Below are 18285 nucleotides of genomic sequence, written 5' to 3' on the forward strand. Positions count from 1 at the left end.
TGATCGACCTCATACGGTCCACGGCTCATCCGCCGTCCACAACGGCGAGTTGACGAACTTGCACCGAGAAGGCATCCTCGGTCTTCAAAAGAATAAGAATGATGGTTATGTTTCTACTGCGGCTGGCGACCACCGCCAGCCAGGACCGATCAAGGAGCCAGTCATGTCTGCACGCGTCGCGGCGGTCCTCAGCGCACCGCTCAGCGCACCGCTCAGCGCACCGCTCAGCGCACCGCTCAGCGCACCGGAGCGCGCGCAGCGAGGGCGACCGGAGGGCCTGACCGCCTACGGGGAGCGGGTCTTCGGGTATCTGCCCCGCAGCGACCAGCGCCGCTGGGCGGACGCCTATCTGCGAGGGCTGCTGGACACGCCGGGGCGCAAGACGGTGCGGCGGATGGCCCGGATGCTGGCCCTGCCCGAGAGCGCGCCGCAGGCTCTGCGGCAGTTCATCTCCGCCAGCCCCTGGGAATGGGAGCCCGCGCGGGTGGAGCTGGCCCGGATCGCCATGGACCTGCTGCCCGATGCCGTGTGGACGGCCAAGCCCGTGCTGCTGCGCAAGCGGGGAAGCCATTCGGTGGGTCTTCGTCCGGGCGTCCTGCCGGGGACCGGCCGCCGGGTGAACTGTCAGGTCGGCATCGGCCTGTTCCTCTCCGGCGGCCGGTGCAGCATCCCGGTCGCCTGGCGTCTCCTTCTCGACGACGCCTGGTGCGACGACCCCGAACGGCGCCGTCGGGCGCGGATTCCGGACGAGGTGACGCCCAGGCCCGCCTGGGCCCTCGTACTGGAGATGGTCGAGCAGTTCGCCGCCGCGGGTGTGGCCGAGTCCGTGCCCCTGGTGCTCGGCCGTGACTTCGCCCCGGTTGCCCAGCAGGTGGCCGCGCAACTCACGAGGAGCGGCCGGGACTTCGTCCTCGAGGTGGCGCCCGGACAGCCGCTCATCCCGGTCTCGCCCCGCGGGGCCGGCCCGTCCCCGGCCGCTGTCTCCGTCAGTGGCGCGGCGGCCTTCGTGGCGGCCCACTGCCGGCGGACGATGTCCGAGCCGCCCGGCCGGGCGCAGATGTTCTCGACCGCGGTGCGCCTCCTTCCGCCCCGTCCCACGGTGCCGGCCGCCAACCAGCCCCAACGGCTCGTGGCGGAGGTCGCCGCCGTCCCGAAGCGGCCCTCCCGGTTCTGGGTCACGTCGCTCCGCGACGCACGGACCACCACCGTGCGGGGGATCGCGCACCGCACCGCCCTGACCGACGTGGCGGTCTGGGACGTCCAGACCGAGCTCGGGCTCCTGGACTTCGAGGGCCGTTCCTTCCCCGGCTGGCACCACCACATGACGCTGGCCTCCGCCACCTACCTCTATCGCCAACTGGGGTTCGCGGGCGCGCCGCAGAGGTGGCCCGCCGGTGCATGACCGCGTCCCTCCCCGCCGCCGCCCAGCCGGACACCGTGCCACCCCGCCGCCGATCCCTCCGGGGGTCTTGCCCTCGGGCAACAGTGAGGAAGCCGATGATTGACCACCACCCGCCCGTTGTGCGTGCCGGTCACGCCATGCCGGCTCCGCTCCGTCCCGCTTCCCGGGACATGATCCTCGCCGAGCTGTCCTCCAGGGTCTTCACTTCACTGCCCCGGAGCGATCAGCGCCGCAAAGGCCTGCAGTATCTGAACGGTCTGCTGACCATCCAGGGGCGCAAGTCGATCCGCAACATCGCGAAGCTGCTCGGAGGCCAGGTGTCCGAGCAGAACCTGCACCATTTCATCAGCGACTCCACCTGGGACTGGGTTCCCATCCGCCGGGCGCTGGCCGACGCCCTGGACGCCGCCCTGCCGACCCGGGCGTGGGTGGTGCGGCCCATGACCATCCCCAAGGCCGGGCAGTACTCCGTGGGGGTGGGCCGGCACTTCTCCCCGGCGCTCGGGCAGACGTTGAACGCGCAGCGCGCCATCGGTGTCTGGGCGGCGTCGGAATCCGCGAGCGTGCCGGTCAACTGGCGCTTACAGCTCCCCTCTTCGTGGCACGTGGACGATCCCCGGCGCAGCCAGGCGGCGATACCGGAGGGAACGGGCGCGGAGAGCCTGCACGAATGCGCGGTCGAGGCGTCCCGGGAGACCGTGCGGGGATGGGGGCTGCCGGTGCGGCCCGTCATCTTCGACCTGGAGGAGGTGCCCGAGCCGCTCCTGGAGCCGCTCGCCACCACGCGCGCCCCGTTCATGGCGAGGGTGGGCGGGGACACCCCGCTCACGGTGACGGACCGCGTCATGGCCGGACGGGAGCAGAGCACGCTCACCGCGCACCAGATCATGGCCATGGCCGTGAACATGCGGCGGCCGGTCCCGGGGAGGCGTCCCCTGTCGGGCGTCGTGAAGGGCATGTCCCTCGCCGCCGCCGTCCGCGTCGAACTCCCGTCGTACCCCAGGGGTTTGCCACACGGACAGCTGGTGCTGATGGGAATGGGCGAGTACGGCGGCCGGTGGCCGGCCGAACTGTGGCTGTCCAACTCCACCACGGTCCCCCTGGAGTATCTGGCCAGGCTGAGGCAGCTCACGGACAGGGTGGCCCAGGACTCCGCGGGCGTCGCGGACCGGGTGGGCATCCGGGACTTCACCGGGCGTTCCTTCAACGGCTGGCACCGGCACGTCACGCTCGCCTCGATCGCCCACGCCGTCACCGTGCTCGGCGACCAACCCCAACAAAGACCCCGCATCGCGGGCTAGTGCTGTGACCGGAAAGGTCTACCGGGTCGCGGCGCCCGGCACGGCACCTCGCGGCGTTGTCGGACCACGCCGGTACGTCCGGTACGAGGCGTGGTCCTCCGCCCGGGGGCCCCTCCCGGCGGTAGCTGGGGGAGATGCACCGCACCGGACACCGCGACCCGGCAAACCTTCCCGGCCACAGCACTGGTTGTCGAAGTCCGGCTTGGGACGCGACCGTCGGCCCCATAGCTTTGAGGGGCAGCCGGGGAACGGCCCGAAGCAGTTGCGGGCCGCCCCATCGCCGGGCCCTTCGGGCGCGCTGCGTGCCGCCGCGTGGCCCGCGGCGAGGACCGGCCCCGGGCAGGGGACTTCCCCCGAACACCCCTCTCACGCCTCTCACGCACCTCACGCACCTCTCGACCGCGCTGCCCCGAGCAGCGCCCATGACCAGCCCGCGGTTCTCCCGGACCGCCGAATCCGTAGGGACGAGACCCCATGCAGTCACCACCGCAGACCGCACCGGATCAGCCGGCGCAGCGCCCCGACGACTGGAGCGCGCTCGACCAGCGGGCCGTCGACACCGCCCGCGCCCTGGCCATGGACGCGGTGCAGCACGCCGGGCACGGACATCCCGGAACCGCGATGAGCCTCGCCCCGGCCGCGTACGTCCTCTTCCAGAAGGTCATGCGGCACGACCCCGCCGACCCCGGCTGGGAGGGGCGGGACCGTTTCGTGCTCTCGGCCGGTCACGCCAGCCTGCTGCTGTACGTCCAGCTGATGCTGGCGGGCTACCCGCTGAGCCTGGACGACCTGAAGGCGTTCCGCCGACGGGGCAGCCTCACCCCCGGACACCCGGAGCGCGGCCACACCCCCGGTGTGGAGACCACCACCGGGCCGCTGGGGCAGGGCGTCGCCAACGCGGTGGGCATGGCCATGGCGGCCCGCTACGAGCGGGGGCTCTACGACCCGGGGGCCCCCGCCGGCTCCTCCGCCTTCGACCACACGGTCTGGGTCATCGCGGGCGACGGCGACCTGCAGGAAGGCGTGTGCGCCGAGGCGTCGTCGCTGGCCGGACACCAGAAGCTCGGCAACCTGGTCGTGCTCTACGACGACAACCACATCTCGATCGAAGGGGACACGAGCACCGCCTTCTCCGAGGACGTCGCGCAGCGGTACGCCTCCTACGGCTGGCACGTGCAGCGGGTGGAGCCGAAGCCCGACGGCGACCTGGACCCCCGTGCCCTGCAGAAGGCGTTCCTCGCGGCCAAGGAGGAACGGGGGCGGCCCTCGCTGATCGCCGCGCGCTCGGTCATCGCCTGGCCCGCCCCGCGCGCGCAGGGCACCGCCGCCGCACACGGTGCCGCGCTGGGCGCGGAGGAGGTCGCCGCCACCAAGGAGGTCCTCGGACTCGACCCGGGCCTCTCGTTCCACGTACCGCGGGAGGTGCTCGCGCACACCCGGACGGCCCTCGACCGCGGCCGTGCCGCACACGCCGCCTGGGCCGGGAAGCTGGCGCGGTGGCGCGAGGCCCACCCCGGTCGGGCCGCGGAGCACGAGCGGATCACCCAAGGGCAGCCGCCGACCGGGTGGGAGAACAAGCTCCCCGTCTTCGAGCCCGGCAGCACCATGGCCACCCGCAAGGCCTCAGGCACCGTACTCGCCGCGCTGGGACCGCTGTTGCCCGAGCTGTGGGGAGGCTCCGCCGACCTCGCGGGGTCCAACAACACCACGATCGACAGCACTTCCTCCTTCCTGCCCGTGGGCAACGCCCTGCCGCAGGCGGATCCGTACGGCCGTACGGTGCACTTCGGGATCAGGGAACACGCCATGGCCTCCGTGATGAACGGCGTGGCGCTGCACGGCGCGACCCGCATCTACGGAGGCACCTTCCTGGTCTTCTCCGACTACATGCGCCCCGCGGTGCGGCTCGCCGCGCTGATGCGGCTCCCGGTCACCCACGTGTGGACCCACGATTCGATCGGGCTCGGCGAAGACGGCCCCACCCACCAGCCGGTCGAGCAGCTCGCCTCCCTGCGCGCGATTCCCGGCCTGAACGTCGTACGCCCCGCGGACGCGAACGAGACGGCGGCGGCCTGGGCGGAGATCCTGCGCCGGCACAGCGCGGACCCGGCCCCGCACGGACTCGTGCTGTCCCGGCAGGATCTGCCCGTCTACCCGCCCAACGAACTCGTCTCCCGCGGTGGTTACGTCTTCCGCGAGGCCGAGGGCGGCGCTCCGCAAGCCCTGATCGTGGCCACCGGTTCCGAGGTGTCCCTCGCGGTCGCGGCACAAGAGCTGCTGCGGGAGCGCGGCATCGCGACCCGCGTGGTGTCGATGCCCTGCCTGGAATGGTTCATGGAGCAGGACCGCTCCTACCGGGACCAGGTGCTGCCCCCCGCCGTGCGGGCGCGGGTGACGGTCGAGGCCGGGATCGGCATGGGCTGGGACCGCATCGCGGGCGAGGCGGGGCGCGTGGTGTCCCTGGAGCGGTTCGGGGCCTCGGCCGACGGCGCGCTGCTCTTCCGCGAGTTCGGCTTCACCCCCGAGGCGATCGCCGCCGAGGTGGAGACCGTCATGGACAGGGCGGCCCGCCGATGACGCCGCAAGTCTCCCGGCTGCGCCCGTTGACCGCGCGCATCCCCGGCTCCAAGAGCATCACCACCAGGGCCCTGCTCCTGGCGGCGGCGGCGAAGGGCACCAGCACCCTGTGGGCCCCTCTGGTCAGCCATGACACCCTCGCTTTCAAGGCAGCCCTCGGCAGCCTCGGCGTGCGGGTCGAGACCAGTCCCAGCGACCAGTTCTGGGACGTGACCGGCAACGGCCGCGGCCCCGTCGGCACGGCCGAGGTGTGGTGCGCGGACGCCGGCACCGCGGCCCGCTTCCTGCCCCCGTTCAGCGCGGCGGGCGAGGGCACCTTCACCTTCGACGGCTCCGAACAGCTCCGGGCCCGGCCGCTGGGCCCGCTGATGAAGGCCATGGCCGACCTCGGTGCCCATCTGGAGGCCCCCGTCCCGGGTCGCCTCCCGCTGACCGTACGGGCCACCGGTCTGGAGGGCGGTGAGCTGCGGGTGGATTCCTCCATGAGCAGTCAGTTCCTCAGCGGCCTGCTGATGGCCGCCCCTCTGATGCGGCGTCCGGTCCGGGCCGACCTGCGGGGATCCGTCAGCCGCCCCTACCTGGACATGACGCTGTCCCTGATGCGGCGCTTCGGCGCGGACGTCCGGGAACCCGAGAACGGCGTGGTCGAGGTGCGGCCGGGCGGCTACCGGCCCGCCGCCGTCGTCATCGAGCCCGATGCCTCCACCGCCTCGTACGTCTTCGCCGCGGCCGCCGCGACGGAGCACAGGGTGACGGTGATGGGTCTCTGCGCGCGGAGCCTCCAGGGTGATCTGCGGTTCGTGGACGCACTGCGCACGATGGGCGCACAGGTGGAGGTGTCGGATGCCGCCGTCACCGTGACGGGCACCGGTCGGCTGCGCGGCGGTTTCACCCTCGACATGGGTGACATCTCGGACACCTTCATGACCCTCGCGGCCATCGCCCCGCTCGCCGACGCGCCGCTGACCATCCGAGGCGTGCGGCACGCGCGGTTCAAGGAGTCGGACCGCATAGCGGCGGTGGCGCAGAACCTGCGCGCCTGCGGAATCCGGGTGGACGAGACGGAGGACTCGGTCACCGTCCACCCCGGTCCCCTGCGGCCGGCCCGCATCGCCTGCCACCGGGACCACCGGATCGCCATGGCGTTCTCCGTCCTGGGGCTGGCCGCACAGGTTCCGCTGGTACTCGACGACCCGTCCTGCGTGACCAAGACCTTCCCCGGGTTCCACCAGGAGATGGCGCGGCTCTTCCCGCACTACGCGGTGCCGGAGCGCCGCTGACGGGAACGGCCCGTCCACCCCACCGTCCACCGCACACCGCACACCGCCCATGGCCATGAGGACAAGAGGAGAGCAGGGAAACGATGAGCAGACTGCGCTGGCTCACCGCGGGGGAGTCGCACGGCCCCGCACTCGTCGCGACGTTGGAGGGCCTGCCCGCCGGCGTGCCGATCACCACGCGGATGGTGGTGGACGAGCTGACGCGGCGGCGCCTCGGCCACGGGCGCGGCGCGCGGATGAAGTTCGAGCAGGACGAAGTGACCTTCCTCGGCGGTGTGCGGCACGGGCTCACGCTGGGTTCCCCGGTCGCGGTCATGGTGGGGAACACCGAGTGGCCGAAGTGGCGGCAGGTGATGGCGGCCGACCCGGTCGACCCCGCGGAACTGGCGGGCCTGGCCCGCAACGCCGCGCTGACCCGTCCGCGTCCGGGCCACGCCGACCTCGCGGGGATGCAGAAGTACGGCTTCGACGAGGCGCGCCCCGTGCTGGAGCGCGCCAGCGCGCGGGAGACCGCGGCGAGGGTGGCGCTCGGAGCGGTGGCCCGGTCGTACCTGAAGGAGACGGCGGGGATCGAGATCGTCAGCCATGTGGTGGAGCTGGGAGCCGCGAAGGCCCCGTACGGGCTGGTGCCCGCGCCGGACGACGTGGAGCGGCTCGACGCGGACCCGGTGCGCTGCCTGGACGGGGACGCGAGCAGGGCGATGGTCGCCGAGATCGACCGGGCCCAGAGGGACGGAGACACCCTGGGCGGCGTCGTCGAGGTCGTCGCCCACGGTGTGCCGGTCGGCCTCGGCTCGCACGTGCACTGGGACCGCAGGCTGGACGCGCGGCTGGCCGGTGCGCTGATGGGCATCCAGGCGATCAAGGGGGTCGAGGTGGGCGACGGCTTCGGCCTGGCGCGCGTACCGGGCTCGCGGGCCCACGACGAGATCGTGCCGACGGCCGACGGCATCCGGCGCTCCTCCGGCCGGTCCGGCGGCACCGAGGGCGGACTGTCCACCGGTGAACTCCTGCGCGTACGGGCCGCGATGAAGCCGATCGCGACGGTTCCGCACGCTCTGGCCACCGTGGACGTCAGCACCGGGGAGGCGGCCGTCGCCCACCACCAGCGCTCGGACGTGTGCGCCGTGCCCGCCGCCGGGATCGTGGCGGAGGCGATGGTGGCGCTGGTCCTCGCCGACGCGGTGGCGGAGAAGTTCGGCGGCGACAGCACGGCCGAGACCCGCCGCAACGTGCACGGGTTCCTGGGCAACTTGGAGATCGCATGACCGTTGTCCGCATCCCCGTCGGGGCGAGCGCCGGGACGGACCCGTACGAGGTCCTGGTCGGGCACCGACTCATGGGTGAACTGGGCCCGTTGGTCGGGCCCGCGCACCGGGTCGCGGTGATCCACCCGGTGGCGCTGACCCCGATGGGGGAGGCCGTACGGGAGGATCTCGCCGCCCGGGGATACGAGGCGGTCGCCATCCGGGTGCCGAACGCGGAGGGGGCCAAGACCGTCGAGGTCGCCGCCCACTGCTGGCGGGCCCTGGGGCGGGCCGGCTTCACCCGCAGCGATGTGATCGTCGGCATCGGCGGCGGCGCCACCACGGACCTGGCGGGTTTCGTCGCGGCCGGCTGGCTGCGCGGGGTGCGCTGGATCGCGGTGCCCACCACGGTCCTCGCCATGGTGGACGCGGCCGTCGGCGGCAAGACGGGCGTCAACACCGCCGAGGGCAAGAACCTCGTCGGCGCCTTCCACCCGCCCGCGGGGGTGCTGTGCGACCTGGCGGCGCTGGAGTCGCTGGACGTCGAGGACTACGTCTCCGGCCTCGCCGAGATCATCAAGGCGGGCTTCATCGCCGACCCGGCCATCCTCGACCTGGTCGAGGCGGACCCGGAGGCCGCCCGCACCCCCGCGGGACAGCACACCGCGGAGCTGATCGAGCGTGCGATCCGGGTCAAGGCGGAAGTCGTTTCGCAGGACCTCAAGGAGGCCGGCCGGCGCGAGATCCTCAACTACGGGCACACCCTGGCCCACGCCATCGAGCAGAACGAGGGCTACCGCTGGCGGCACGGTGCGGCGGTCTCCGTCGGCCTGGTGTTCGCCGCCGAACTCGGCCGCGCCGCAGGACGTCTGGACGACGCCACCGCCGACCGGCACCGCGCGGTCCTCGAGTCGGTGGGCCTCCCGGTGGCCTACCGCGGTGACCAGTGGCCCGAGCTCCTGGCCGCCATGCGGATCGACAAGAAGTCCCGCGGCGACCTGCTGCGCCTGATCGTCCTCGACGGTCTCGCCAGGCCGGCCGTACTGGAGGGCCCCGACCCGGCCGTCCTGCACACCGCCTACGTCGAGGGCTGCGCCTTCTCGGGCTCCCCCACACGGAAGGCGGAGATGTGACGCCCCGCCCACGCCCGGAAGGTGCCGGGTTCCCGGCCGATCGCTTCGCGCACCCCGTGGCCCACTCCGCTCTTGGCCCCCTTGGCCTGCCGGTTCGCACTCTCGAGGAGTGCTTGCGCGAGTGCGGCGGGGAAGCGGGAGCCCCAGGCGTCCAGGGCCTCCGACTCCGCCAACTCCTCATGCCGTACGGGACGGCCGAGCACCGCCCCCAACTGTTCGACCTGCTGCCGGGCCGACACGGGGCTCGGCCCCGTCAGCGCGTACGCCCGTCCCGCGCACTCCGGGGAGGTCAGGGCACGGGCCGCCGCCTCGGCCACGTCCCGGGGGTCGACGCAGGAGTTCAGGGAAGCGCCGTGCAGCGTGCGCACCACACCGCCGTCGCGCACGGTCTGGGCCCAGCCCAGGCTGTTGGACATGAAGGCGCGTGGGCGCAGCAGCGTCCAGGACATCCCGGACGCGCGTACGCGCTCCTCGCAGTCGCGCTGCCACCGGGTGATCGCGTCCTGCGCCTGCGGATCGGTGACCGCGAGGGCCGAGAGCTTCACGACGTGTCGGACCCCGGCCCGGCGGGCGGCGGCGAGGACGTGCTCGTCATGAGCGGCCCGAAGCGGGTCGAACGTCACCACCAGGAGCGCGTCCGCCCCGGTCAGCGCCCGCGTCAGGGAGGAGGGGTCGTCCAGGTCGGCTTCGACGGCCAGGCCCGGCACCCGTAAGCGGGCCGCCCGCTCCGGGGAGCGGGTCAGGCAGCGCAGGTGATGCTGCGGGGAGAGGAGGCGTGCCACCTGGCCGCCCACCGTCCCCGTCGCGCCTGTCAGCGCAATACGCAAGGCATCTCTCCCATCTCCGGCCCCGCGGCCAGCCACATCTGGTCCGGGGGGCGCCCACCACGAGAAGATAATAATGAACCCTATGCTTTTTGTTGAGCAGTCGTGTCCCCGATTTCGGACGGAACTCACCCCGGAGGAAGTACGTTGACCACGCGCAGCACCACACCCCGCCGGGCCTGGCTCGGCTTCACCCTCGTCCTCAGCCTGGTCGGGCTGGTGGCGATGGACAATTCGGTGCTCTACCTCGCGATGCCGAGCATCAACGGGGCGATCTCCCCAAGTGCCGGTCAGGCGCTGTGGATCGTCGACATCTACGGCTTCGTGGTGGCCTCGCTGCTGATCGCGTTCGGCAGCCTCGGCGACCGGCACGGCCGGCTGAAGTTCCTGCTCGGCGGAGCGATGCTCTTCGGCATCGGATCGGCCGGCGCCATGCTGGCCGGCAGCCCGGAACTCCTCATCGCCTCAAGGGGGTTGATGGGTCTCGGCGGCGCCACACTGCTGCCCTCCGGGCTGGCGATCGTCAGCAACCTCTTCCCCGACCCGAAGCAGCGCGCCCGGGCGATCGGCATCTTCGCGGCCACCTTCGCGGCGGGCTTCGCGGTCGGACCGGTCGCCGGCGGCCTGCTCCTCGACCGCTTCTGGTGGGGTTCGGTGTTCCTGATCAACCTCCCGGTCGTGGTGGTCTTCCTGACGTTCGCCCCGAAGCTCCTCAAGGACGTCCGCGAGGCCCGGCCCGGCCGAGTGGACGCGCTGAGCGTGGCGCAGTCGGCGGCCGGCATCCTGCTCGCCGTCTACTCGGTCAAGGCCCTCGCGGCGGAGGGGTTCTCGGCCGGGCAGTCGGCCGCCGGCATCGCGGGCGTCGCCATCCTGGTCTGGTTCGTGCGCAGGCAGTTCACGCTAGAGGAGCCGCTGCTCGACCTCAAACTCTTCCGTGACCGGGTCTTCACCGTCGCCGTTCTGACCGGGCTCCTCTCCCTGGTGGCCTGGGCCGCGGCGGGCTACCTCAGCGGTGTGTACCTCCAGTCGGTGCTCGGATTCAGCGTGCTGACCGCGGCGTTCCTCGCACTGCCCGGGGCGGCCGTGCTCACCGCGGCCTGCATCGGCACGGCCGGTGTGGTCGAGCGGATCGGCAAGCGGGCCGCACTGATCGCCTCACACTTCTTCATCGGAGCCGGGCTCCTGCTGCTGCTCTTCACCGGGACCACCGGCGGTGCGGCGCTGTACATCGCCTCCACCGTCATCGCGGGCGTCGGCTACGGGCTCTCCTTCAGCCTGGTCGCGGAGACCGCCGTCGCGGCGGTGCCCCCGGAGCGGGCCGGTTCGGCCGGCGCGATCGCGGAGATGAGCAACGAGCTGGGCGGCGCGCTCGGCATCTCCCTGCTCGGCTCGCTCGCCGCGTTCCTCTTCCGGTTCCTCGGCCCCGGTACGGCGGGCACCCTCGATACGACCTTGGCCACCCCGGGCCTTTCCGGCGAGACCGCCGCCCAGGCCAAGGACGCCTTCGTCACCGGCCTGCACGCGGCGATCGGCGTCGCCGCCGCGCTCACCTTCGCGCTCGGCTTCCTCGCGCTGCGCTGGCTGCCGCGCGAGGAGCGGAACGGGGAGCCCGAGCTCCCGCGCCGGGAGGAGCAGGCCGTGTCCTGAGCGCGTCCCCGCATTCCCTGCCGTACTCCGCCGTACCTGCCGCGCTCCTCCCGTACGAAGCCGCACCCCTTCGCGGACGTCGTACGGGAGGAGCGCGCGCGGATTCAGCGCTGTCCGGCCCGTGCGGTCGACTCCGACCCTGCGGCCCGGCCGCTCTGCTGGTTCAGGACGCGCAACGCGTCCGCGGAGGCCGGGTCGTTGGGGGTGTAGATCTCGACCCGATGGTCGGGGCTGTCGGGCTGGAGCCACACCTGGTAGTCCACGTTCACCGCGCCGACGGTGGGGTGCTGCAGGTCCATGACCCCGACGGTGCAGTCGGAGACGTCGCCGGTGGCCCACATCGTGGCGAAGTCGGCGCTGCCCATGGCGAGTTCGCCGATCAGTCCCGCGAGCCGGGAGTCGGTGGGGTACCGGCCCGCGGTGAGCCGCAGGTAGGCGACGTGGACGCGGGCGAGCTCGGGCCAGTTGCGGTACGTGTCGCGGGTGTGGGGATCGAGGAAGAACATCCGCGGGACCGACGGACGCGACTGCGGGTGCCGTGGTGCCTCGTAGGGGATGTGCTCGGCGACGAGTGCGTGCCCGGTGCGGTTCCACGCGAGTACGTCTCCCCGCCTGCCGAGTACCACCGCGGGCGTGGCCTCGCCGAGGGAGGCCAGGAGCGTGAGGACGCGCGGGTGGGGGTCCTCACGGGGCGGTTCGCACAGACCGGGCTTCACGGATTGCCGGGCGAGATTGTGCAGGTGGACGGTCTCCACCTGATCGAGCCGGAGCACCCGGGCGAGCGCGTCGAGCACCTGCTCGGAGGCGGCGTCGGCCTGCCCCTGCTCCAGCCGAGTGTAGTAGCCCGCACTCACTCCGGCGAGCTGGGCGAGCTCCTCACGCCTGAGACCGGGGACCCGGCGGGACGTGCCGTAGGTGCGCAGGCCGATCTCAGCCGGAGTGACCCGGTCGCGGCGGCTCTTGAGGAACGTTCCGAGGCTCTCCATGAACCCAAGCCTAGGATGCCGGCCGGCTCCGTGGGTGTACCTGTCGGGTGTACCCACGGCAGGGGGATGGCTGGCGGCCGCGCCGTGCCGGACCGTCGAGAACATGACTCAACAGCGTGCGCACAACGCACCCGGCCTGCGGGCATGGCTCGGGCTCGCGGTGATCCTCGGACCGGTCCTCCTGGTCTCCATGGACGGATCGATCCTGTTCCTGGCGATGCCGCGGATCAGCCAAGCCCTCTCACCCACCGCGGACCAGGCACTGTGGATCCTGGACATCTACGGCTTCGCCGTCGGCTCCCTGCTGGTCGCCTTCGGCAGCATCGGTGACCGCTACGGCCGGCTGAAGCTCCTGATGATCGGCGCGACCGTGTTCGGACTCGGGTCCGCCGGAGCGGCCTTCGCGCCGACCCCGGAACTCCTCATCGCCTGCCGGGCGCTCATGGGTGTGGCCGGCGCGACCCTGCTGCCCTCGGCGCTGGCCGTGCTGAGCGAGCTGTTCCCCGACCCCCGGCGCCGGGCGCAGGCCATCGGGATCTTCGCGGCCGCCTTCGCCGCCGGGTTCGCCATCGGCCCGATCGTCGGCGGCACCCTCCTCGGGCAGTTCTGGTGGGGCTCGGTCTTCCTCGTCAACCTCCCCGTCATCGTCGCGTTCCTGGTGTTCGCGCCGGTCCTCCTCGGCGAGGTCCGGGCGACCGGGACGGGCCGCATCGACCTGCTCAGCGTGGTCACCTCCGCCGGAGGCCTGCTGCTCACGATCTACGGGATCAAGCACCTGGCCGCGGACGGGGTGTCGGCCCTGGCGATCGCGACGATGCTCCTCGGCATCGGGGTGCTCACGTTCTTCGCCCTGCGCCAACAGCACCTCGAACACCCGCTGATCGACTTCTCCCTCTTCCGCGACCGGGTCTTCACGATCGCGATCATCACGGGCCTGCTGCCGCTGGCCGCGTGGTCGGCGACGGCGTTCCTGTCGGGCATCTACCTCCAGTCCGTACTGGACCTGAGCGTCCTGCACGCGGCACTCCTGGCGCTCCCCGGCGCGGCCGTTCTCACGATGGCCTGCATCGTCACACCGGCCGTCGTCGAGCGCATCGGCAAGAGGGCCGCGCTCATCGTCTGCCACTTCTCCATCGCCGGCGGCCTGTTGCTGCTGCTCCCCACCACGATCACGGGCGGGATCGGCTGGTACGTCGCTTCGACCGCGCTCGCCGGCGTGGGGTACGGCATCTCCTTCAGCGTCGTCGCGGACACCGCCGTCGGGGCGGTCCCCGCGGAGCGGGCGGGCTCGGCCGGCGCGATCGCCGAGACCAGCAACGAGCTCGGCAACGCCCTCGGCATCGCGATCCTCGGTTCCCTCGCCGCCCTGCTCTTCCGCCTCCAGGGCCCGGACCTCGCTCCCACCCTCGACGAGACCCTCCAGCTCCCGGCCCTCGCGGCGGCAGCGGCCCAGGACGCGAAGTCCGCGTTCGTCACCGCCCTGCACGTCGTCGTGGTGGTGGCCGGCCTGCTGCACGCCGTACTCGGAGCGGTCGCCCTGCGCTGGCTCCCCAGGTCGGCGCCTGACGCGTCGGGCTCCGAGGCGCCGGGCTCGGACGTGCCGGGCTCGGATGCGCCGGGCTCGGATGCGCCGGGCTCCGACGCGCCGGGCTCCGACGCGCCGGGCTCCGACGCGCCGGCGTCCGGCAAGCCGGGCTCCGACATCCACGGCGAGTCCGCGAACGACCGGGTGACGAACACGGCCTGAACCGCTCCTCTCCGCAGCCCGGTCCGGCGCCGCGAGCCGATAGATTTTGCGGCCCGGACCGAAGGAGCCACCACCCGTGATCGTCATAGCCCACCTGAGCGACGTCCACCTCGACGGAGGCGGCCGGGCCGCGGAGCGCACCCGCGCCGTCATGGAATACCTGGAGGAGCTCCCGTACGCCCTCGACGCGGTGCTCGTCAGCGGGGACATCGCGGACCACGGGAGCGCGGAGGAGTACGAGGAGGCGCGCAAGGCCCTCGGCTCGCGGCACCCGCTGGTCGCCTGCCCCGGCAACCACGACGACCGCGCCGCCTTCCGGCGCGGCCTGCTGGGGGAGGAGCGCCCGTCAGGGGCCCCGGTCGACCAGGTGCTGCGCGGCGACGGCTTCGTGCTCGCGGTGTGCGATTCGTCGGTCCCCGGCGAACACCGCGGACACCTGGAGGACTCGACGATTTCCTGGCTCGACGGGGTGCTCGCCGGGACCCCGCGCGAGGTGCCGGTGCTGGTCGCCTTCCACCACCCGCCCGTCCCGCTGCACATCCCCTACGTGGACGGGATCAGGCAGTTCGGCGAGGAGCGGCTGGCGGCGCTCGTCGACCGGCACCCGCACCTGACCGCGTTCCTGTGCGGGCACGCCCACACGGGCGCGGCGACCACCTTCGCGGGCCGGCCGCTGCTCGTGGCGCCGGGCGTGGTGTCCACGACCCGGCTCCCGTGGGAGGCGGCGTCCGGCGCCAGCGAGTACATCCACCTCGACGAGCCGCCCGCCGTGGCCTTCCACGTCATCGGCGGGGACGGGCGCCTGACGACGCACTACAGGGTGGTCGTGGCCCGCCGGTAGCCGGCGCCGTCGCGGGTCCGGGTGAGGTGACCGGCGATGACCATGTACCGCCGCAGCGCCGCGCAGTCCTCGTGGACGGTGAGGAGGAGCCGGTTCACCTCGGGCTCGGTGTACTCGCGGTCCGCCGCGAAGAGGGTCTCGGCGAGGTGGACGAGCAACTGCTCGCGGCGGGCCGCCTTGCGCGGGATGGCCGCGAGGCGGCCGCCGGCGGTGAAGAGGTCGCCGACGCCTCGTTGTGCGTGCGGACGGGTTTCTACGGAGCTCTGTGACATGTCATGGAGCTTCACCCGCCCCGGCACCCCTCGGCAACGGATTTTCGCCCCGGAGGCCTTCCTGCGCGGCGGGCTCCAGGGCGCCCCGCCGCAATATGCCGCACCCCGCCGCAACATGCCTCAACGTGCCGCACTCCGGCAAAAAGTGACGGTCATTCATCTTACTGAGAAGTAGCACCTGCCAGTACCCTCCCCGTGACCGGTTCCTGCCCCCCACGGAGGAGCACGTATGCGACGCCCCACCACCCGCGTCAAAGCAGCCGCGGCCGCCGCGCTCATCGCCCTCGGCGCGGCCCTGCTGGCCCCGGCCGCATCGGCCGCGCCGGCCGCCGGGTCCGACACCCCGGTGCCGCTGCCCATCGCCGACTACTGCGGACAGCAGTGCGCCGACATCCTGCCGCCCGGCCAGAGCGGCAACGCCACCCTCGCCCAGATCCTCGCGCACAAGGCGTTCGGGACCATGCCCGCCCACGCCTCCGACCAACTGGCCCGCTACGACTCCCTGGTGGCCGGCTACCCCGGCCTCACCGACGCCAAGGTCAACGAGTTCTTCAACGATGCCTCCTTCGGCGTCCCGGGCAACCAGGTCGAGTCCACCACCAGCCCGCGCCCCGACGTCACCATCACCCGGGACAAGAAGACCGGGGTCCCCCACATCAAGGGAACCACCCGCTACGGGACTTCCTACGGCGCCGGTTACGCCGCCGGGCAGGACCGGCTCTGGCAGATGGACCTCTTCCGGCACGTCGGCCGCGGCGACCTCACCCCCTTCGCGGGCGGCGCCCTCGCCAATCAGGGCCTGGAGCAGCAGTTCTGGCCGCAGGCCCCGTACACCGAGGCGGACCTCCAGGCCCAGGTGGACCGGATCCGGACCACCGAGGGCGAGCGCGGGCGGCTCGCGATGGAGGACGCCCAGGCCTACATCGACGGCATCAACGCCTACCGCGTCCAGTCCAAGAACGGCCGCTACTTCCCCGGCGAGTACGTGCTGACCGGGCACATCAACTCGATCACCAACGCCGGTGAGATCCAGCCCTTCAAGCTCACCGACCTGATCGCCCTCGCCTCCGTCGTCGGCGGCCTGTTCGGCGGCGGCGGAGGCGGCGAGGTGCAGGCCGCGCTCTCCCTGCTGTCCGCGCAGCAGAAGTACGGCCTGGAGGAGGGCACCCGCGTCTGGGAATCCTTCCGCGAGCGCGAGGACCCGGAAGCCGTGCTCACCGTGCACGACGGCTCGAGCTTCCCCTACGCCCAGAAGCCCGCGAACCCGCAGGGCGCGGCCCTGCCCGACGCCGGCTCGGTCACCGCCGAACAGCTCGTGTACGACCGTACGGGCGCGGCCACGGCCGCCGCGGCGGCAAACCCGCCGAAGCTCATGAAGTCGAGCATGTCCAACGCCCTGCTCGTCTCCGGATCGAAGACCGCGAGCGGCCACCCGGTCGCCGTCTTCGGACCGCAGACCGGCTACCTCGCCCCCCAGCTCCTCATGCTCCAAGAGCTCCAGGGCCCCGGCATCAGCGCGCGCGGCGCCTCCTTCGCCGGCGTCAGCATGTACGTACAGCTCGGCCGCGGCCAGGACTACGCCTGGAGCGCCACCTCCGCCGGCCAGGACATCACCGACACCTTCGCCGTCGAACTGTGCGAGCCGGGCGGCGGCGCCCCCACCAAGGCGAGCACCTCCTACCTCTACCGGGGCACCTGCACGCCCATGGAGAAGCTGGAACACACCAACGCCTGGAAGTCCTCCGTCGCCGACTCCACGCCGAACGGCTCCTACCGGATGCAGGTCTGGCGCACGCACTACGGCATCGTCACGCACCGCGCGACCGTCGAGGGCAAGCCCGTGGCCTACACCGCGCTGCGCTCCACCTACCGCCACGAGGCCGACTCGATCATCGGCTTCCAGATGCTGAACGACCCCTCCTACGTGAAGGACTCCCGCACCTTCCAGGAGGCGGCCCGGCGCATTGGCTACGCCTTCAACTGGTTCTACGCCGACTCGCGCGAAGCGGCCTACTACAACAGCGGGTTGAACCCGGTCCGGCCGCCCGGCGTTGACGCCGCGCTCCCCGTACACGCGAAGCGGCAGTACGAGTGGCAGGGCTTCGACCCGGCCGCCAACACCGCCTCCTACACCCCGCCCGCCGAGCACCCGCAGTCCATCGGGCAGGACTACTACATCAGTTGGAACAACAAGCAGGCCAAGGACTACTCCGCGGCCGGCTTCGGGATGGGCTCCGTCCACCGCGGCGACCTCATCGACCAGCGGGTCAAGACGCTCGTCGCGGCGGGCGGCGTGACCCGGGCCAAGCTCACCCAGGCCATGGCGGACGCCGCCGTCACCGACCTGCGCGCCGAGAACCTGCTGCCCGAGCTGCTGGCCGTGCTGCGCAGCGCGCCCGCCACGGACCCGGCCGTGAGCGCCGCGATCGACAAGCTGTCCGCCTGGCAGGCGGCCGGCACCGAACGCAAGGAGGCCGCGCCCGGTTCGAAGGCGTACGCGCACGCGGACGCCGTCCGGATCATGGACGCCTGGTGGCCGCTGCTCGTCGAGGCCGAGTTCAAGCCCGGCCTCGGGGCCCCGCTGTACGACGCCCTGCGCGCCTCCCTGACCGTGGACGAGGCACCCAACGCGGGCCACGGGCCCACCGGTTCGCACGCCGGGTCGGCCTTCCAGTACGGCTGGTGGAGCTACGCCGACAAGGACCTGCGCACGGTGCTCGGCCGCCCGGTGGCCGGACCGCTGGCCCGGGCCTACTGCGGCGGCGGCTCGCTCGCCGGCTGCCGGGACGTCATGACGGCGACGCTGAAGCAGGCGGCCGCCGCCACGCCCGCCGCCGTCTATCCGGCGGACGGGACCTGCGCCGCGGGCAACCAGTGGTGCGCGGACGCGATCGTGCAGCGCCCGGTGGGCGGCCTGGCCCACCCGCAGATCAACTGGCAGAACCGGCCGACCTACCAGCAGGTGGTGGAGTTCCCCGCCCACCGTTGAGGCCCGTGCGCACGAAAGCCCGCCGGCCGCACGAAGGCC

General features: G+C 72.5%; 13 protein-coding genes. 10 read left to right on the forward strand and 3 right to left on the reverse strand.

What is annotated here, in order from left to right:
* The first annotated feature begins 163 nt into the window (after positions 1-163).
* From DRB89_RS13175 to aroB, 6 genes are all read left to right on the forward strand, one after another.
* Positions 164-1402 (forward strand): transposase, encoded by a 1239-nt coding sequence (locus tag DRB89_RS13175; protein WP_112448526.1) that lies wholly within the window; start codon positions 164-166, stop codon positions 1400-1402.
* A 137-nt stretch (positions 1403-1539) separates the two neighbouring features.
* Positions 1540-2703, forward strand: a complete 1164-nt coding sequence (locus DRB89_RS13180; protein ID WP_239516113.1) for a transposase — start codon at positions 1540-1542, stop codon at positions 2701-2703.
* A 474-nt stretch (positions 2704-3177) separates the two neighbouring features.
* Complete coding sequence (tkt, locus tag DRB89_RS13185; RefSeq protein WP_112448527.1) at positions 3178-5280, forward strand: transketolase; 2103 nt, start codon at positions 3178-3180, stop codon at positions 5278-5280.
* Positions 5277-6560: a 3-phosphoshikimate 1-carboxyvinyltransferase gene (gene aroA, locus DRB89_RS13190; RefSeq protein WP_112448528.1), complete on the forward strand. Its 1284-nt coding sequence runs from the start codon at positions 5277-5279 to the stop codon at positions 6558-6560. Before tkt ends, aroA begins: the two co-directional genes overlap by 4 nt.
* An 83-nt stretch (positions 6561-6643) precedes the next feature.
* Positions 6644-7828, forward strand: a complete 1185-nt coding sequence (gene aroC, locus DRB89_RS13195) for a chorismate synthase (protein ID WP_112448529.1) — start codon at positions 6644-6646, stop codon at positions 7826-7828.
* Positions 7825-8940, forward strand: a complete 1116-nt coding sequence (gene aroB / locus DRB89_RS13200) for a 3-dehydroquinate synthase (RefSeq protein ID WP_112448530.1) — start codon at positions 7825-7827, stop codon at positions 8938-8940. Before aroC ends, aroB begins: the two co-directional genes overlap by 4 nt.
* On the opposite strand, the gene DRB89_RS13205 is transcribed toward aroB, so the two are convergent.
* Positions 8886-9767, reverse strand: coding sequence for an NAD(P)H-binding protein (locus DRB89_RS13205; RefSeq protein ID WP_112448531.1), 882 nt, complete (start codon positions 9765-9767; stop codon positions 8886-8888). The two genes, aroB and DRB89_RS13205, sit on opposite strands and share 55 nt — an antisense overlap.
* A gap of 222 nt (positions 9768-9989) precedes the next feature.
* On the opposite strand from DRB89_RS13205, the gene DRB89_RS13210 reads away from it, so the two are divergent.
* The gene (locus DRB89_RS13210; RefSeq protein ID WP_112453369.1) at positions 9990-11411 is read left to right on the forward strand and encodes an MFS transporter; all 1422 of its coding nucleotides are present in this window, start codon (positions 9990-9992) and stop codon (positions 11409-11411) included.
* A 104-nt stretch (positions 11412-11515) separates the two neighbouring features.
* On the opposite strand, the gene DRB89_RS13215 is transcribed toward DRB89_RS13210, so the two are convergent.
* On the reverse strand, positions 11516-12397 hold the full coding sequence (locus tag DRB89_RS13215; RefSeq protein WP_112448532.1) for a helix-turn-helix transcriptional regulator: 882 nt from the start codon (positions 12395-12397) through the stop codon (positions 11516-11518).
* Between the two features lie 103 nt (positions 12398-12500).
* Here DRB89_RS13215 and DRB89_RS13220 point away from each other — a divergent pair, with 103 nt between their 5' ends.
* Together DRB89_RS13220 and DRB89_RS13225 are read left to right on the forward strand one after the other, a co-directional pair.
* Positions 12501-14144: an MFS transporter gene (locus DRB89_RS13220; protein ID WP_112453370.1), complete on the forward strand. Its 1644-nt coding sequence runs from the start codon at positions 12501-12503 to the stop codon at positions 14142-14144.
* 76 nt (positions 14145-14220) lie between these two features.
* Positions 14221-14985, forward strand: coding sequence for a phosphodiesterase (locus DRB89_RS13225; protein ID WP_112448533.1), 765 nt, complete (start codon positions 14221-14223; stop codon positions 14983-14985).
* Here DRB89_RS13225 and DRB89_RS13230 read toward each other — a convergent pair.
* Positions 14958-15257 (reverse strand): DUF2087 domain-containing protein, encoded by a 300-nt coding sequence (locus tag DRB89_RS13230; protein ID WP_112453371.1) that lies wholly within the window; start codon positions 15255-15257, stop codon positions 14958-14960. The two genes, DRB89_RS13225 and DRB89_RS13230, sit on opposite strands and share 28 nt — an antisense overlap.
* 229 nt (positions 15258-15486) lie before the next feature.
* Here DRB89_RS13230 and DRB89_RS13235 point away from each other — a divergent pair, with 229 nt between their 5' ends.
* Positions 15487-18246, forward strand: coding sequence for a penicillin acylase family protein (locus DRB89_RS13235; RefSeq protein ID WP_112448534.1), 2760 nt, complete (start codon positions 15487-15489; stop codon positions 18244-18246).
* Positions 18247-18285: the final 39 nt, after the last annotated feature.

Source organism: Streptomyces sp. ICC4, from assembly GCF_003287915.1.
In the GTDB taxonomy this organism is placed as follows: domain Bacteria; phylum Actinomycetota; class Actinomycetes; order Streptomycetales; family Streptomycetaceae; genus Streptomyces; species Streptomyces tritrimontium.

What these genes read in the sequence shown, in the direction of transcription:
- DRB89_RS13175 (WP_112448526.1), top strand. Translation starts at nt 164, where the DNA reads ATGTCTGCACGCGTCGCGGCGGTCCTCAGCGCACCGCTCAGCGCACCG.
- DRB89_RS13180 (WP_239516113.1), top strand. Translation starts at nt 1,540, where the DNA reads ATGCCGGCTCCGCTCCGTCCCGCTTCCCGGGACATGATCCTCGCCGAG.
- tkt (WP_112448527.1), top strand. Translation starts at nt 3,178, where the DNA reads ATGCAGTCACCACCGCAGACCGCACCGGATCAGCCGGCGCAGCGCCCC.
- aroA (WP_112448528.1), top strand. Translation starts at nt 5,277, where the DNA reads ATGACGCCGCAAGTCTCCCGGCTGCGCCCGTTGACCGCGCGCATCCCC.
- aroC (WP_112448529.1), top strand. Translation starts at nt 6,644, where the DNA reads ATGAGCAGACTGCGCTGGCTCACCGCGGGGGAGTCGCACGGCCCCGCA.
- aroB (WP_112448530.1), top strand. Translation starts at nt 7,825, where the DNA reads ATGACCGTTGTCCGCATCCCCGTCGGGGCGAGCGCCGGGACGGACCCG.
- DRB89_RS13210 (WP_112453369.1), top strand. Translation starts at nt 9,990, where the DNA reads ATGGACAATTCGGTGCTCTACCTCGCGATGCCGAGCATCAACGGGGCG.
- DRB89_RS13215 (WP_112448532.1), bottom strand. Translation starts at nt 12,397, where the DNA reads ATGGAGAGCCTCGGAACGTTCCTCAAGAGCCGCCGCGACCGGGTCACT.
- DRB89_RS13220 (WP_112453370.1), top strand. Translation starts at nt 12,501, where the DNA reads ATGACTCAACAGCGTGCGCACAACGCACCCGGCCTGCGGGCATGGCTC.
- DRB89_RS13230 (WP_112453371.1), bottom strand. Translation starts at nt 15,257, where the DNA reads ATGTCACAGAGCTCCGTAGAAACCCGTCCGCACGCACAACGAGGCGTC.
- DRB89_RS13235 (WP_112448534.1), top strand. Translation starts at nt 15,487, where the DNA reads ATGCGACGCCCCACCACCCGCGTCAAAGCAGCCGCGGCCGCCGCGCTC.